Source organism: Nonomuraea candida, from assembly GCF_000725485.1.
Taxonomy (GTDB): Bacteria; Actinomycetota; Actinomycetes; order Streptosporangiales; family Streptosporangiaceae; genus Nonomuraea; species Nonomuraea candida.
In genome coordinates this window covers 36,229-51,622 of sequence record NZ_JOAG01000003.1, presented here as the reverse complement: position 1 = coordinate 51,622, position 15,394 = coordinate 36,229, and the positions used below count along the sequence as shown (strand labels likewise).

Genomic DNA, 15,394 nt, shown 5'->3' with positions numbered 1-15,394 from the left:
GGGCGCGGGCGCCGGGCGGGGCGGGGGCGGGCGCGTGGCCCGCCCCCGGCCGGCTCAGAGCGACAGGAGCTGGCCGCCCATCGCCTTCATGTAGCAGGCGTTGGGGAAGAACTTGGCCCAGCGCACCTTCGTGCCGTACCACTGCCCGCCGATGATGACCGCGTGCGGCTGGATCTCCTGCGAGCACGAGGCCTTCGGGGTGACGTTGAGCTTGGCGGGCTGGCCCTTGACCTGCTTGAGCAGGCGGCAGGCCGCCTGCGCGTGAGGGTGGGTGCCGCCCACGGGCCCGCAGTGGAGCCAGACCGACTTGACGGGCCCGCCCTTGACGCCGTCGACGATCTTGAGGCGGGCCTTGGGGTGCGGTGCGGCCAGCGTGGGCGTGGAGCCGCCCAGCAGGAGGGCTCCGCAGAGGGCGAGGGTGCCGGCTGCCTTGATCATGGTTACTCTCCGTTCGTAGGACGGCACCAAACGCTACGGTGGAGAGGGGGAGGCCCGTGGGCGAGCCTCCCCAAAAACCGGTAAAGATCAGGCGGGCACGGATGCCACGCCGGGGGCGAGGAAGCGCGGCCGCGCGATTCCGGCCCTGTCCAGATAGGGGGTGATCCCGCCCAGATGGAACGGCCAGCCGGCGCCGAGGATCATGCACAGGTCGATGTCCTGCGGGGCCGCGACGACCCCTTCGTCCAGCATGATGCGGATCTCGGTGGCCAGCGCCCTCAGCACCCGCTCGCGCACCTGCTCGGCGGTCGAGGGGGAGGTGCCGCCCGCGAACAGGGCCACCGCCTCCGGGTCGAGCGTGAAGTCCGGCCGGTAGACGCCGGGCTTGCCCGACTCGACCAGCTTGGCCATGTTCTCCGAGACGCCGAAGCGGTCGGGGAACGCCTCGTGCAGCGTCTCGGCCACGTGCAGGCCGACGGCCGGGCCGACGAGCTGCAGCAGCGCGAACGGCGTCATCGGCAGCCCGAGCCCGTCGAGCGCGTGCTCGGCCGTCTCCAGCGGCGTGCCCTCGTCCACGGCGGCCACGACCTCGCCCATGAAGCAGGTCAGCAGCCGGTTGACCACGAACGCCGGAGCGTCCTTGACCAGCACCGACGACTTCTTCAGCGACTTGCCCACCGCGAACGCCGTGGCCAGCGTGGCGTCGTCGGTCGCCGCGCCCTTGATGATCTCCAGCAGCGGCATGACCGCGACCGGGTTGAAGAAGTGGAAGCCGACCAGCCGCTCGGGGTGCGCCAGGCCGGCGCCCATCTCGGTCAGCGACAGGGAGGAGGTGTTCGTGGCCAGCACGCACTCCTCCGACACCACGGCCTCGACCTCGGCGAAGACCTGCTTCTTGACCGACATCTCCTCGAAGACGGCCTCGATCACGAAGTCGGCGTCGGCGAAGGCGTCCTTGGTCAGCGAGCCGGTCACCAGCGCCTTGAGACGGTTGGCCTGGTCCTGGGAGATGCGGCCCTTGGCGAGCAGCTTGTCCGCCTCGGCGTGCACGTACCCCACGCCCTTGTCGAGCCGGGCCTGGTCGAGGTCGGTCAGCACGACCGGCACCTCCAGGCGGCGCGCGAACAGCAGCGCCATCTGCGAGGCCATCAGCCCCGCGCCGACCACGCCGACCTTGGTGACCTTGCGGGCCAGCGACCTGTCCGGCGCGCCCGCCGGGCGCTTGGCGCGGCGCTGCACGAGGTCGAAGGAGTAGAGCCCGGCCCGCAGCTCGTCGCTCATGAGCAGGTCGGCCAGCGCCTCGTCCTCGGCGGCGAAGCCCTCGTCGCGGCCGGCGGTCTCGGCCAGCGCGATGAGGTCGAGCGCGCGGTACGGCGCGGGCGAGGCGCCGCGCAGCTTCATGTCCACCAGGAAGCGCGCGTCGGCGACGGCCTTCTCCCAGCCGTCGTGGGTCTCGCGCTCGACGCTCACCTCGCCGTTGACCACGCGGGCGGCCCAGCGCAGCGACTCCTCCAGGAAGTCGGCGGGCTCGAACACGGCGTCGGCGACGCCCAGCTCGTACGCGTCCCTGCCCTTGATCATGCGGTTGTTGGACAGCGGGTTCTCGATGACCAGCTTGACGGCGTTCGCCGGGCCGATGAGGCGGGGCAGGAGCTGCGTGCCGCCCCAGCCGGGCACCAGGCCGAGGAAGCACTCCGGCAGCGCCACCGCGGGCACGCCCGCCGAGATCGTCCGGTAGGTGCAGTGCAGCGCGATCTCCAGCCCGCCGCCCATCGCCGCGCCGTTGACGAACGCGAACGACGGGATGCCCAGCTCGCCCAGCCGGCGGAAGACGTGGTGGCCGAGCGCGCCGATGGCCAGCGCCTCCTCGCGGGAGGCCACGGCGGCGGCGCCCTTGAGGTCGGCGCCGACGGCGAAGATGAACGGCTTGCCCGTCACGCCCACGGCGGCCAGGTCGGTGCGCTGGGCGATCTCCGACAGCGCGCCGTTGAGCGCGAACAGGCCGTGCGGGCCGAACGTGTTGGGCTTGGTGTGGTCGAAGCCGTTGTCCAGGGTGATCAGCGCCATCGTGCCGGCCCCGTAGGGGAGCTGCACGTCGCGCACCAGCGCCTTGGTGACGACCTCGTCGGTGTTGCGCTCGCTCAGCAGCGCGCGCCAGGTGTCCATGTTGCTCATGCGAGGTTCTCCCAGATCACGGTGCCGCCCATGCCCATGCCGACGCACATCGTGGTGATGCCGTAACGCACGTCGGGACGCTCGCCGAACTGCCGCGCGAGCTGCGTCATCAGCCGCACGCCCGAGGAGGCGAGCGGGTGGCCGTAGGCGATCGCGCCGCCGTAGGCGTTGACGCGGGGGTCGTCGTCGGCGATGCCGAAGTGCTCCAGGAACGCCAGCACCTGGACGGCGAACGCCTCGTTGATCTCGAACAGCCCGATGTCGGAGATGTCGAGACCCGCCAGGCGCAGCGCCCGTTCCGTGGACGGGATCGGCCCGACGCCCATGACCTCGGGGTCCACGCCCGCGAACGCGTACGACACCAGCCGCATCTTCGGCGTCAGCCCCAGCTCGCCGGCGACCTCCCGGGCGGCCACGACGCACCCGGTGGCGCCGTCATTGATGCCGGAGGAGTTGCCCGCCGTGACGTGGCCGTGCGGCCGGAACGGCGTCTTGAGCCCGCTCAGCCCCTCCATCGTGGTGCCGGGCCGCGGCGCCTCGTCCTCGACGGCCAGGCCCCAGCCCTTCTCGGCGGTCCTGATCGCGGTCGGCACCAGGTCGGGCTGGATCTTGCCGTCGGCGTACGCCTTGGCCGCCTTCTCCTGCGACAGCACCGCGTACGCGTCGGCGCGCTCCTTGGTGATGGACGGGTAGCGGTCGTGCAGGTTCTCCGCCGTCATGCCCATGACCAGCGCGCTCGGGTCGACCAGCTTCTCCGACAGGAAGCGCGGGTTCGGGTCGACGCCCTCGCCCATCGGGTGGCGGCCCATGTGCTCGACGCCGCCGGCGATGGCGACGTCGTACGCGCCGAACGCGATGCCGCCGGCGACCGTGGTCACCGCGGTCATCGCGCCGGCGCACATGCGGTCGATCGCGTAGCCGGGCACGGTCTTGGGCAGCCCGGCCAGCACGGCGGACGAGCGGCCGATGGTCAGGCCCTGGTCGCCGATCTGGGTGGTCGCGGCGATGGCGACCTCGTCCACGCGCTCGGGTGGCAGGTTGGGGTTACGCCGGATGAGCTCGCGGATGACGCGGACGACCAGGTCGTCGGCGCGGGTCTCCGCATACAGTCCCTTCGGCCCTGACCTGCCGAAAGGAGTGCGCACGCCGTCCACGAACACGACGTCACGAGAGGAAGGCACGGATTCGCTCCTCGTTGTGTAAGGGGTTCCGTGCCCATGCTACTCGTCAGTAACTACCCCGAGGACGAGGGCGGCCGTGAGCAGCGCGTAGACCAGGCCGGTGGCCGGCTCCCACAGGTGGGCGCGGGCTCCGAGCAGGGCCACGACCGCGATGGCCGCGCCCGTCCAGAGCGCCGCGCCCTCTCGCGGGCGCGCGCCGTGGCCGGGGTCCCATGGATCGCCAGGTGATCCGCCCGAGCGCAGGGCGCGCGCCAGCATCCCCACCGCGTCACGTGCCCACCAGAGCACGAACAACACCCCCGCCGCGACACTGAGCACCGACAGGACCTCGGCGGCCCCGCTCAGCGCGTCGGCGAAGGCGGGCAGGGCGGCGTGCCGGAAGAAGCGCGGCACGGTCCAGCCGAGCAGGAGCGTCACGGCCCAGGCGCACGCGAGGGCCGGCCGGGTCAGCAGGCGCGCCGCGCCGGAGGGGGCGATGGAGTACAGCTCGCGCTCCCGGCGGCGCACCAGGCGGGCGCGGACGCCCCAGACGTACTGGGTGATCGCCATCGCGGGGAGCGCGACGGCGAAGACGCCCAGGGACAGCACGGCCAGCGGCAGCGTCTGCTCCCTGGTGGCGGCCCGGTCGGCGAGCAGCTGGGCGGTGGTCAGCAGCGCGATCGAGGCGGTGAGCGTCACGAGCGCGCCGCGCCGGGCGGCCCTGGCCCTGGCCCGCAGCCCGGCCAGCTCCAGGGCTCCGGGGGGAGGGGCCATCTCGGTCAACAGCATGCCGTCATGATGGCGTCACCATACGTGGTCATGCCGCCTGTTCGCGCGCTTTGCATGGAGCCCTCGATCGAGGTGAGCAAGGACTGCCCGTGGGGCCACCGTCCGTCCGGCGGCGATCGGCGTACTTGTCAGGATGGTGTTACTTATCCTCCTGATACCGATTTATAGCTATGCTTCGCGATCATGGCGCGAGGGGTGAACCGGGTGGGCGAGCAGCGGACCGAGGCGGCTCCGGGCCGGCGCGCCGCCCCGCCACCGAACCCGCCGCCGCCCCCGCATCCGCCGCGCGACCGCCGCGCCGCGCCCCGCGGCAACCGGCTGACCCCCCTCGGCTGGGTGAGCGTGGTGCTCACGGTCGTGCTGGTGGCGGCCTCGCTCGGCGGCTACGCCTACTACCGCTATCTCGAAGGGCTGATCCCGCGCGTGCCCATCGACGTGGGCGCCAGCCGCCCGCCCGACACCGGCGCGCTCAACGTGCTGCTCGTCGGCTCCGACTCCCGCGACGGCAACAACAAGAAGTACGGCGCCACGACCGTCGGCGCGGGGGAGCGCACCGACACCATCATGCTCCTGCACGTCGCCCCCAACCGGGACAGCGCCACCGTCATCAGCTTCCCGCGCGACAGTATGGTCATGATCCCCCAGTGCGAGGGCAGGAACGGCGCCGTGCTGCCGGCCGGCCTGCGCCGGATCAACTCCGCCTTCAACGACGGCGGCATCAACTGCACGATCCGGACCCTGGAATCGCTCACCAACATCAAGATCAACCACTTCGTGAAGGTCGACTTCACCGGCTTCAAGGGCATCATCGACGCGCTCGGAGGCATCGAGATCTGCCTGCCCGAGGCCGTCAACGACAAAGAGGCCAAGTTCGTGCTCGGCCCGGGCACGCACGTGGTGATGGGGGAGCAGGCGCTGGGCTACGTGCGCACCAGGTACTCCCTCGGCGACGGCAGCGACCTGAGCCGCATCGAGCGCCAGCAGGTCTTCCTCACCCAGGTGCTCAAGAAGGTCACCGACGGCGGCCTGCTCACCGACCCCGTCAAGCTCAACGACTTCCTGCGGGCCGCCACCCAGGCCGTCACCGTGGACGACAAGCTCAGCGTGGAGCGGATGCTGGAGATCGCCAACAGCGTCAGGGGCCTGACGGCCAAGGAGCTCAAGGGCATCACGGTGCCGGTCGAGCCGTACCCGGAGGACAAGGCGCGGGTGCAGTTCGCCGAGCCGGCCGCCGGCGACTTCTTCGAGAACGTGCGCAACGACGTCGAGGTCACCGCCAGCCCCGCGCCCGGCAAGCCCGCCACGGCGGCGGTCAAGCGCGAGCAGGTGCGCGTGCAGGTGCTCAACGCCACCGGCGAGCAGGGCAAGGCGCTCAAGGTGGCCGGCGACCTGGCCGCGCAGGGGTTCGTGGTGACGCACGTCGGCAACGCCGCCACGGCCGACACCACCACCATCCGGTACGCCAAGAAGGACGCCGAGGACGGGCCCGCCCACGGTGACGCGGTGGCCGCGCGGTTGTCGAAGGACAAGCGCACGCCCGTGCAGGGCAAGATCAAGGCGCTCACCTCGCAGCCGTACGAGGCCGGGAGCAAGCCCGGCCGGCAGCTCACCGGGCCGGTCATCCAGCTCGTCATCGGCAAGGACTGGCCCGGCGTGCGGGTCCTGTCGGCCATCCCCGACTCCCTCAAGGACAAGGTCGTCGACGCCAGCACGAACCCCTGCAAGTGACACACCCCTTTCCCGCCCGCCCGTGAGGCCGGCTGATCCCGGCACGTCGCGCGGGGCCCGGGGCCGGGGTGTCACGCTGGGCGGGGTCCGAGGCCGGGGTGTCGGGCCGGGCGATGTCCGAGGCCGGGGTGTCGGGCTGGGCGGGGTCCGGGGTCGGGGTGTCGGGCCGGGCGGGTCCGGGGTCAGGCCGTCACGCCGGCGTCCACGGAGAGCGCCGTGCCCGTGACGGCCCGGCCGCCCTCGCCGGCGAGGTAGGCGACGGCGGCGGCGACCTCCTCGGGGGAGCAGTAGCGGCCCAGCGCGGTGTGGCGGCGCTCCTCGTCGGCGTCGGGGCCGTCGGCCGGGTTCATCTCGGTGTCGGTGGAGCCGGGGTGGACGAGGTTGGCGGTGATGCCGCGCGGGCCCAGGTCCCTGGCCAGGCCCTTGGTCAGGCCGACCAGCGCGGACTTGCTCATCGCGTACGCCGTCCACCCCGCGTACGGCACCCGCTCGGCCAGGCTGCTGCCGATGAACACGATGCCCGACCCCGCCTCCATGTGCCGCGCCGCCGCCTGCGCCAGCACGAACGCGGCCCGCGCGTGCACGGCCAGCAACTCGTCCACCTCCGCGAGCGTCACGTCCTCCAGCGCCCCGCAGGGCGCGATGCCCGCGTTGGCCACCAGCACGTCGAGCCGGCCCAGCTCGCGCACCGTCCGCTCGACCGCCGCGACCAGTTCGCCGGGGTCGGCCGCCTCGGCCCGCACGCCGAGCGCGCGCCCGCCGGCCGCCTCGACCTCCTTGACCACGGCCGCGGCCCGCTCGCCCGCGCTGCGGTACGTGATGGCCACGTCGAACCCGTCGGCCGCCAGCCGCCGCGCCACGGCCGCGCCGATCCCCCTGCTGCCCCCGGTCACCAGGGCGACTCTCCTCGTCATGCGTCCTCCTTATGCGGAATCCGTTCCGCTTTGACTGTAAGCGGAAGAGATTCCGGTTGCAACCGGTGCGAGGATGGAGATCGTGAGACGCGAGCGCACCGACGCGGCCCGCAACCGCGCCAAGATCCTCGCCGCGGCCGAGGCCATCGTCGCCGCGCACGGGGTGCAGGGCCTGTCCATGGCGGAGGTGGCCGCCGCGGCGGGCGTCGGCGTGGGCACGCTCTACCGGCGCTTCGGGGATCGTTCCGGGCTGGCCTACGCGCTGATCGACGCGCGGGAGCGGGAGTTCCAGGCGGCGTTCATGGAAGGGCCGCCGCCACTCGGGCCCGGGGCGGAGCCGGCCGAGCGGGCGCGGGCGTTCCTGGGGGCGTTGCTCGATCGCACGGTCGAGCAGCTCGACCTGCTGCTCATGGCCGAGACGGCGGGGCCGCTGGCCCGCTTCGGCGGCGCGTACGACGCCCATCACGCGCACCTGGCCATGCTGATCGGCCGGGCGCGCCCGGAGGCCGACGCCTCCTGCCTGGCCGACGCCCTCCTGGCGCCGCTCGCCGCGCCGCTGCTGGCCCACCGGCTCGGGGACGGCGGCGTGGCGGTCGAGCGGGTGCGGGCGGCGCTGGACGAACTGGTCGCCGGGGTCCTCGGCTGATCGCCTCCTTGAGCGCCGATCCGGATGTCCGGGAAGGGGCCGGGCGGGGTTGCGGGTGAAAGATCAACTTACCCGGACGCCTGGTACAGGAAACGCTATTGGGGCGAATGTTACGGAGAGTAGTTTTAGTGAAACAAGTGAAATTTCCCGACAAGTAGTGGTAGGAAAGGGCGCGGTTCGCATTCGTACTAGAGAGGTTCCATCGTGGCGCGCGACGAGAACGACAGGGCATACGAGGATGGGCAGGGTAGGTCGTTAAACCCGGAGATGACGGGCGACGTGTTGTCCCCGCGGTGGAGCACGGACGACACCGACGAGCAGCCCGCCATCCAGGTCAGCGGCAACGAGACCTACGTCCTCCCGTCCGGCGAGCCGCTGTACGGCGAGGCTCCGCGCGACGTGCTGAGCGGCGCCGGCCACGACGTGCTGGACGCTCCCGGGACCGCCGGCGCCTATGACCTCGCCGGGCCGTCCGACGGCGCGTACGACCTGACCTCTGACAGCGCCCATGACAGGGGCAGGACGGGCGGCAACGCCTTCGACTCGCCGGCCGGCGGGGCGGACGACCCGTACGCCGCCCTCCGGGAGGACGGCGACCCCTACGCGGCGCTGCGCGAGGACAACGACCCCTACGCCGCCCTCCGGGAGGACAGCGGGGCGCACGACCTCGCCCCCGGCGCCCAGGACGGCGCGAGCGACCCGTACGCCGCCCTCCGCGAGGACAGCGGGGTCGATGGGGACAGCGGGCCGCACCGGGTGGAGGACGACAGCCCCTACCTGCCCCTGGACCGCGGCTACGACCAGGACCGCGACGACGGGGAGGAGCGGCCCAGCCGCGGCTTCCTCGGCTCGGGCTGGACCGACGACTCCGGCGACTCCCACGGCGCACGCCCCGGCGGGCGGTCGGCGGGCGGCCGGTCCGGGGGGGACGGCGAGGTGCGCCGGCGCACCCGGGTGCTGCTGGTGGCGGCCGTCGCGGTGGTGCTGGTCGGCGTGGGCGCGGGCTGGATGCTCACCGGCACGTCCTCCGACGACCCGTGCGCGGGCGCCCAGTGCGCCAGTGCGGGCGAGGTCACCTCCCCCTCCCAGTCGGCCCTCCCCGAGGAGACGCCGGTCGAGGAGGAGCCTCTCCCCGAGCCCACCGATTCGGTCACGGAGGAGCCCACCGAGACCGAGACCGCAAACCCCAGCCCCGTGCAGCAGCGCCCCAGGGCCACGCAGGAGCCGTCGGCCCGCCCGACGCCCACGCGCCAGCGCGAGGAGAGCGCCGAGCCCACCAGGCGGCCCACCCGCGAGCCGCAGCGCACGATGAACGACACCTCCGACACCGCCAGGGAGGCGAACGGCGGCACGGGCTCCGACCGGCAGGACGGCGCCGGGCGGGACACGGGCTCGGACACCGGCACCGGCACCGGCACCTCGGAGGAGTCGGTCCCGACGCAGGCCCCGGTGCCGGCGCCGACGCAGGAGGAGCGCAGGGGGCTGCTCGACATCCTGTTCCCCTGGGCCTAGGACGCCGGCTCCGCCCCCCGGGGTGACAGGAGATCCTGTCCTCCGGGGCGGGCCGAGGATGGCGACGGGCTTCGCGGCACCGGGCTTCGCGGCACCGGGCTTCGCGGCACCGGGCTTCGGCGGCACCGGGCTTCGCGGCGCCGTCCTTCCGGGCGGGCCGGGTGGCGCAACCGTTTCACTGTCCGCCCTCCCGGGCGGGGCATCCTGTTCGCGCGGGCCGCGGGCGTGGCAGGATGCGGATCCAGGTGCTGCTCTGGCAGACTTGGAAACCGCTTTCCGGGAGGGTCTTGTGGTCACGCTTGAAGACGTCGCCAAGCAGGCGGGCGTCTCGCTCGCGACCGCCTCGCGGGTGCTCAACGGCAGCACCCGCCAGGTGGGCGCGGCCCTGCGGGCGCGCGTGGAGCAGGCCGCGGACGAGCTCGGCTACCGGGCCAACATCGCCGCCCAGACGCTGGCGCGCGGGGCGAGCAACGTCATCGGCATCGTCGTGCACGACCTGACCGACCCCTACTTCGCGGCCCTGGCCGACGGGGCGATGCGCGCGGCGGCCACGGAGGGCCTGCTCGTCATGGTGGGCACCACGCACCGCGACCCGGAGCAGGAGATCGCCTACGTGCGCACGCTGCACGCCCAGCGCGTGCGGGCCGTGCTGCTGGCCGGCTCGCGCGTGGCCGACCCCGCCGTCACCGGCCGCCTGCGCGAGGAGCTGGCCCGCTACCAGGAGGGCGGCGGCCGGGCGGCCTGCGTCGGGCAGGACCTCCTGGGCGTCGACACCGTCGCGCCCGCCAACCGGCAGGGCGCGGCCGAGCTGGCCAGGGCGCTGGCCGGGCTGGGCCACACGAGGTTCGCGGTGCTGGCGGGGCCGCCGCACCTGGTCACGGCGGCCGACCGGTGCGCCGGCTTCCGCGAGGCGCTCGACGAGCTCGGGCTGCCCGCGCCGCAGGTGATCCACGGGCCGTTCGACCGCGACGGCGGATACGCCGCCGCCAACCAGGTGGGGGCGGAGGTCACGTGCGTGTTCGCGGTCAACGACGTGATGGCGGTCGGGGCGCTGGCGGCCTACCGGGAGCGCGGGGTCCGGGTGCCGGAGGACGTCTCCGTGGCCGGGTTCGACGACATCGTCACTCTGCGTGATCACGTGCCCGCGCTGACGACCGTGCGCCTGCCCCTGAAGGACATGGGGGCCCGCGCGCTGGAGCTGGCGCTGAACGAAGACCGGCCGGTCGCGGTCGAGCAGGTCGCCGGTGAGGTCGTCCTGCGGGAAAGCGTCCGGAGGATGACCTGAGAGAGGTTTGCTGGTGAAGCTGGCGGTCAGCACGCTGGGGATGCCCGGCGACGGGCTGGACAGGGCGATCGAGATCGCGACCGGGCAGGGCTGCCGGGGGCTGGAGCTGCGGCTGCATCCGGACACCGGGGTGCACGCGGGGCTCGGTCCAGAGGAGCGCGCCTCGGTGCGGGAGCGGATCGAGGGGGCGGGGCTGGAGATCTCCGCCCTGGCGGGATATGTCGGCATCTGCGAGCCGGGCCCGGACGAGCCGGTCGTGCAGGCGCTCCTCGCCGACCTGCGGCTGGCGGCCGACCTCGGCGCGCCCGGCGTGCGGGTGTTCCCGCGCGGGGACGATCCGGCCGTCGGCGCCCGGCGGCTCAAGGCGGTCTCCGGCGCCGCCGCCGACCTCGGCCGCCGCGTGCTGGTCGAGACGCACGACAGCATGGCGACCGGCGCGGCCGTGGCCGCGCTGCTCGCCGAGGCGGGCACGCCGGAGACCACCGGCGCGATCTGGGACCTGCTGCACCCGTGGCGCCACGGCGAGCCGCCGGCGCGCACGCTGGCCGCGCTGGCGCCGTACTTGTCGTATGTGCAGGTCAAGGATGCCGTCTCGGCGCAGGACACCACGCCGGTGCCCATGTGGACGGGGTCGGTGCCGCTGGACGAGGCGGGCGAGCTGCTGCGCGGGGCCGGGTTCGGCGGATGGGTGTCGCTGGAGTGGGAGCGCACCTGGTATCCGCAGGTGGCCCCGGTCGAGGAGATCCTGCCCGGCGCGGCCGAGTGGGTCCGGCGCTTCGCGTCCTGACGGCGCGGGCGCTCCAGTGCGGGTGCGTACCGGCGGGTCGGGTGCTCCAGTGTGGGTGCGTTCCGGTGTTCCGGTGCGGGTACGTTCCGGCGGGTCGGGTGCTCTCGGGGCGGGTGCGGCGCTTCGCGCCTTACGTGGTTTCACCGCTTAGATGGGAGGATGTCCGCATTTAGCAGCAAGGTGCTCGTCGTCGGCATGGACGGGCTCCGCTTCGACCGGCTGATCGCCCTGGACGCCCCGGTGCTCAAGGGGCTGATGTCCACCGGCGCGTACGGCACCAGCAGGCTCCCGTACGGCGAGGCCGGCACGCCGCGTACCGAGTCGGCCGGCGAGGTCGTCCCCAAGAGCCCGGAGCCCGGGGACGGCGGCCGGGTGATCAGGTCCCGCACCGACTCGGGTCCCGGCTGGTCGTCGATCGCCACCGGGGCCTGGCCCGACAAGCACGGGGTCGTCGACAACGGTTTTGCCGGTGCCCAATTCCGGAAATTTCCTGACTTCCTGACGCGCCTGAAGCGGGCCCGCCCCGCCCTCCGCACCGCCGCGTTCTTCTCGTGGGCCGCCCTCGCCGAGCAGGGCGCGTTCGGCCCGGAGATCGACCACCGGCTCGCGCTCGACGGGTTCGCCGACGGCTGGGCCGCCTGCGACAAGCGGGTCGCCGAGGCCGCCGAGCGCCACCTGGCCGAGGACGACCCGGACGCCCTCTTCGTCTACCTGGGCGACACCGACGAGGTGGCCCACGACCTCGGCCCCCACTGCCCCGAGTACGCCGCCGCGCTCCACCTCCAGGACGGCTACCTGGGCCGCCTGCTCGACACGATCCGGGCGCGGCCGTCGTACCCCCGGGAGTGCTGGACGGTGCTGGTCACGACCGACCACGGCCACGTGGACGAGGGCGGGCACGGCGGCACCTCCGACGAGGAGCGCACGATCTTCGTGATCGCCGCCCGGCTGGGCGAGGACCTCGGCGGCCGGCCGCTCGCCGGGCCGCGGCTCGTGGACGTGGCCCCGACCGTCCTGGCCGCGTTCGGGGTGGCCGTGGACCCGGCCTGGGACCTCGACGGGGCGCCGCTTTTCAACGAACGTTGAATTCTTGTCCGGAAGGGGGAACACTGGGACGACGGGACGCTGAAACGGCAGGGAGCGGGCGATGAGGACGGTCCTCGACTTCACCGAGATCGATTCGGGCATGCTCGCCGAGGTAGGGGGCAAGGCGGCCAACCTCGGCGAGCTGACCGGGGCCGGGCTGCCGGTGCCGCCCGGCTGGGTGCTCACCACGGAGGCGTACCGGCTGGCCGCCCGCGACCTGGTGATCGACGACGACCCGGACGCCCCGACCGGCGCCCCGGCGAGCGGTGCGCATCGCGGTGCGCATCGCGGTGCGCATCGTGGCAGGGGGCTCGCCGAGCGGGCCAGGCGGCATCTCCTTGAGGCTCCCGTCCCGGACGCCGTGCGCGAGGCGATCGTGCAGGCGTACACCGCGCTCGGCGACGACGTGCCCGTGGCCGTGCGCTCCTCCGCCACCGCCGAGGACCTGCCGTTCGCCAGCTTCGCCGGCCAGCAGGACACGTTCCTCAACGTGGTCGGCGCGGACGCGGTGGTGGAGGCGGTGCGCCGCTGCTGGGCCTCGCTCTGGACCGACCGCGCCGTGGCCTACCGCGAGTCCAACGGCATCGATCACGCCGCCGTCCGGCTGGCGGTGGTCGTGCAGGTGATGGTGGACGCGCGGGTGGCGGGCGTGATGTTCACCGCCGACCCGGTGACCGGCCGGCGGCGGCAGACGGTGATCGACGCCAGTCCCGGCCTGGGCGAGGCCGTCGTGTCGGGCGCGGTGAACCCCGACCGTTTCGTCGTCTTCGGCGGCCGGATCCTCGAACGCCGCGCGGGGGACAAGCGGGTCGCCGTCCGCCCCCTGCCCGGCGGGGGCACCGAGCGCGTCGAGACCGGGCAGGACGGCCTCTGCCTGACCGACGACGAGGTGCTCCGGCTCGCCGACCTGGGCGGACGCGTCGAGGAGCACTACGGCGCCCCGCAGGACACCGAATGGGCCATCGACGGGGACGGCCGGCTCTGGCTCACCCAGGCCAGGCCGATCACCACGCTCTATCCGCTGCCCGCACGCGACCGGCCGGGCCTGCGGGTCTACTTCTCGTTCAACGTCGTGCAGGGCGTGATGGGGCCGCTGACGCCGATGGGGCTGGCGGCGATCCGCGCGTTCACCTCAGGGGGCGCGGGGCTGGCCGGGCACGCCCCCGCCGACCCGCTCGACGGCGCGGGGTTCGTGGCGGTGGCGGGGGAGCGGGTGTGGTTCGACATCACCCCCGTCGTACGCAGCCGCCCCGGCCGCGTGCTGCTCTCGCGCTTCCTCGGGCTCGCCGAGGCCCGCGCGGGGAGCGTCATGACGAGCCTGTACGCGGACCCGCGCCTGGCTCCCGTCCGCTCCTCCCCGCTGCCCTTCCTGCGCGGCCTGAGCCGGTTCGCCCGTGGGGTCCGCCTGCCCTCCCGCGCCCTGACGGCGCTCACCCGGCCCCGGGCGGCGCTGGCGTACACCGTCCGGCTCGGCGAGCTGCTCGACCGGCGCCTCAGGGTGCCCGCCACGGCCACCCCCGAGCAGCGCCTCGACCACGCCGAGCGGGTGCTCACCACCACATTCCCGCGGATCATCTCGGTCATGCCGTACGCGGTCACCGGCTACGCCCTGTTCGCCCTGGCCTCCAAGCTCTCCGGCGTGCCCATCCAGGACATGTCCGACGTCCTGCGCAGCGTGCCCCACAACCCGACCACCGAGATGGACATGGAGCTGTGGCACCTGAGCACCCGCATCGAGCCGGAGCCGTTCAGGAAGCACTCCGTGCCCGAGCTGGCCGGGCTCTACCGCGAGGGCCGGCTGCCGCCCGTCGCCCAGCGCGAGATCGCCGCGTTCCTCGGCCGTTACGGCCATCGCGGCGTGGCCGAGATCGACGCCGGCGTGCCGAGATGGTCGGAGGAGCCCGCGCACCTCCTCGGCGTGCTGGCCAACTACCTGCGCACGGGCGCGGCCCCGTCCCCCGCCGACCTGTTCGCCCGGGGGCGCGGGCTGGCGCGGCAGGCCATCGCCGACGTGGCGCGGGCGGCCCGGCGCAGGGGGCGGTGGCGGGCGGGCGTGGTGCGCTTCGCGCTGGGCCGCACGCGCCAGTACGCCGGGCTGCGCGAGCTGCCCAAGTTCTACCTGGTCAAGACCCTCGCGGCGATCCGGGCCAGCCTGCTCGTGGTGGGGGAGCACCTGGCGGGCCGCGGCGTGCTGGACACGGCGGACGACGTCTTCTTCCTCGACCTCCGCGAGGCCAGATCGGCGCTGCGCGCCGGTGCCCCGCCGGGCGGGGGCGGCCAGGGGGACGCGGCGCGGGACTGGCGGGAGCTGGTGGCCGGGCGGCGGGCCACGTACGAGCGGGAGCGGCGCCGCCGGCACGTCCCCCGGCTCCTCCTCTCCGACGGCACCGAACCCGAGGCCGCTTCCCCGGCCGCGACCGCCGCTTCCCGCGCGCTCGCCGGGAACGGTGCGGACGGCGGGGGCGGTGCGGACGGCGGGGGCGGTGCGGGCGGCGGGAACGTGCTCACCGGCACGCCGGCCTCGGCCGGGACGGTCACGGGCGTCGCCAGGGTCGTGCTCGACCCGACCGGCGCCCACCTGGAGCCGGGCGAGATCCTGGTCTGCCCCTCGACGGACCCCGGCTGGACGCCGCTGTTCCTGACGGCGGGCGGGCTGGTGATGGAGATGGGCGGCGCGATGTCGCACGGCGCGGTGGTGGCCAGGGAGTACGGCATCCCGGCCGTGGTCGGCGTCCCCGACGCCACCCACCGCATCACCCCGGGCACCCGCATCACCGTGAACGGCGCGGCCGGCACGATCATCCCCGCGCCCTGACGGGCGCCCGCCCTCAGCGGCCGGCACGATCACCCCACCCTGACGGGCTCCCGGCCCTC

At 73.9% G+C, this 15,394-nt stretch carries 12 protein-coding genes; 7 read left to right on the top strand and 5 right to left on the bottom strand.

Features of this window, described 5'->3' with window-relative positions; genetic code table 11:
• Window positions 1–54: 54 nt before the first annotated feature.
• The 4 genes from IO39_RS00265 to IO39_RS00250 form a co-directional block, all read right to left on the bottom strand.
• A complete protein-coding gene (locus IO39_RS00265; protein ID WP_043613951.1) occupies window positions 55–438 on the bottom strand; it encodes an SSI family serine proteinase inhibitor in 384 nt (127 codons plus the stop codon).
• A gap of 87 nt (window positions 439–525) precedes the next feature.
• A complete protein-coding gene (locus tag IO39_RS00260; protein WP_157547744.1) occupies window positions 526–2,613 on the bottom strand; it encodes a 3-hydroxyacyl-CoA dehydrogenase NAD-binding domain-containing protein in 2,088 nt (695 codons plus the stop codon).
• Complete coding sequence (locus tag IO39_RS00255; protein ID WP_211266859.1) at window positions 2,610–3,773, bottom strand: thiolase family protein; 1,164 nt, start codon at window positions 3,771–3,773, stop codon at window positions 2,610–2,612. The genes IO39_RS00260 and IO39_RS00255 overlap by 4 nt, the downstream gene beginning before the upstream one ends.
• A gap of 60 nt (window positions 3,774–3,833) precedes the next feature.
• A complete protein-coding gene (locus tag IO39_RS00250; protein WP_043613941.1) occupies window positions 3,834–4,562 on the bottom strand; it encodes a hypothetical protein in 729 nt (242 codons plus the stop codon).
• Window positions 4,563–4,745: 183 nt separating this feature from the next.
• Here IO39_RS00250 and IO39_RS00245 point away from each other — a divergent pair, with 183 nt between their 5' ends.
• Window positions 4,746–6,290 (top strand): LCP family protein, encoded by a 1,545-nt coding sequence (locus IO39_RS00245; RefSeq protein WP_245641741.1) that lies wholly within the window; start codon window positions 4,746–4,748, stop codon window positions 6,288–6,290.
• A 182-nt stretch (window positions 6,291–6,472) separates the two neighbouring features.
• Here the strand turns inward: IO39_RS00245 and IO39_RS00240 are convergent, their stop codons facing one another.
• Complete coding sequence (locus IO39_RS00240) at window positions 6,473–7,204, bottom strand: SDR family NAD(P)-dependent oxidoreductase (protein ID WP_043613938.1); 732 nt, start codon at window positions 7,202–7,204, stop codon at window positions 6,473–6,475.
• Between the two features lie 82 nt (window positions 7,205–7,286).
• Here IO39_RS00240 and IO39_RS00235 point away from each other — a divergent pair, with 82 nt between their 5' ends.
• From IO39_RS00235 to IO39_RS00210, 6 genes are all read left to right on the top strand, one after another.
• Window positions 7,287–7,850 carry a TetR family transcriptional regulator gene (locus tag IO39_RS00235; RefSeq protein ID WP_245641740.1) on the top strand — a complete coding sequence of 188 codons (564 nt, stop codon included), beginning with the start codon at window positions 7,287–7,289 and terminating at the stop codon, window positions 7,848–7,850.
• A 279-nt stretch (window positions 7,851–8,129) separates the two neighbouring features.
• The gene (locus IO39_RS00230; protein WP_157547743.1) at window positions 8,130–9,362 is read left to right on the top strand and encodes a hypothetical protein; all 1,233 of its coding nucleotides are present in this window, start codon (window positions 8,130–8,132) and stop codon (window positions 9,360–9,362) included.
• 289 nt (window positions 9,363–9,651) lie between these two features.
• Entirely contained in the window at window positions 9,652–10,647 is a 996-nt protein-coding gene (locus tag IO39_RS00225) for a LacI family DNA-binding transcriptional regulator (RefSeq protein ID WP_043613928.1), read from the top strand.
• A gap of 13 nt (window positions 10,648–10,660) precedes the next feature.
• Window positions 10,661–11,434: a sugar phosphate isomerase/epimerase family protein gene (locus IO39_RS00220; RefSeq protein WP_157547742.1), complete on the top strand. Its 774-nt coding sequence runs from the start codon at window positions 10,661–10,663 to the stop codon at window positions 11,432–11,434.
• 159 nt (window positions 11,435–11,593) lie between these two features.
• Window positions 11,594–12,520 carry an alkaline phosphatase family protein gene (locus tag IO39_RS00215; RefSeq protein WP_043613924.1) on the top strand — a complete coding sequence of 309 codons (927 nt, stop codon included), beginning with the start codon at window positions 11,594–11,596 and terminating at the stop codon, window positions 12,518–12,520.
• Window positions 12,521–12,581: 61 nt separating this feature from the next.
• Complete coding sequence (locus tag IO39_RS00210; RefSeq protein WP_043613921.1) at window positions 12,582–15,335, top strand: PEP/pyruvate-binding domain-containing protein; 2,754 nt, start codon at window positions 12,582–12,584, stop codon at window positions 15,333–15,335.
• Window positions 15,336–15,394 lie beyond the last annotated feature (59 nt).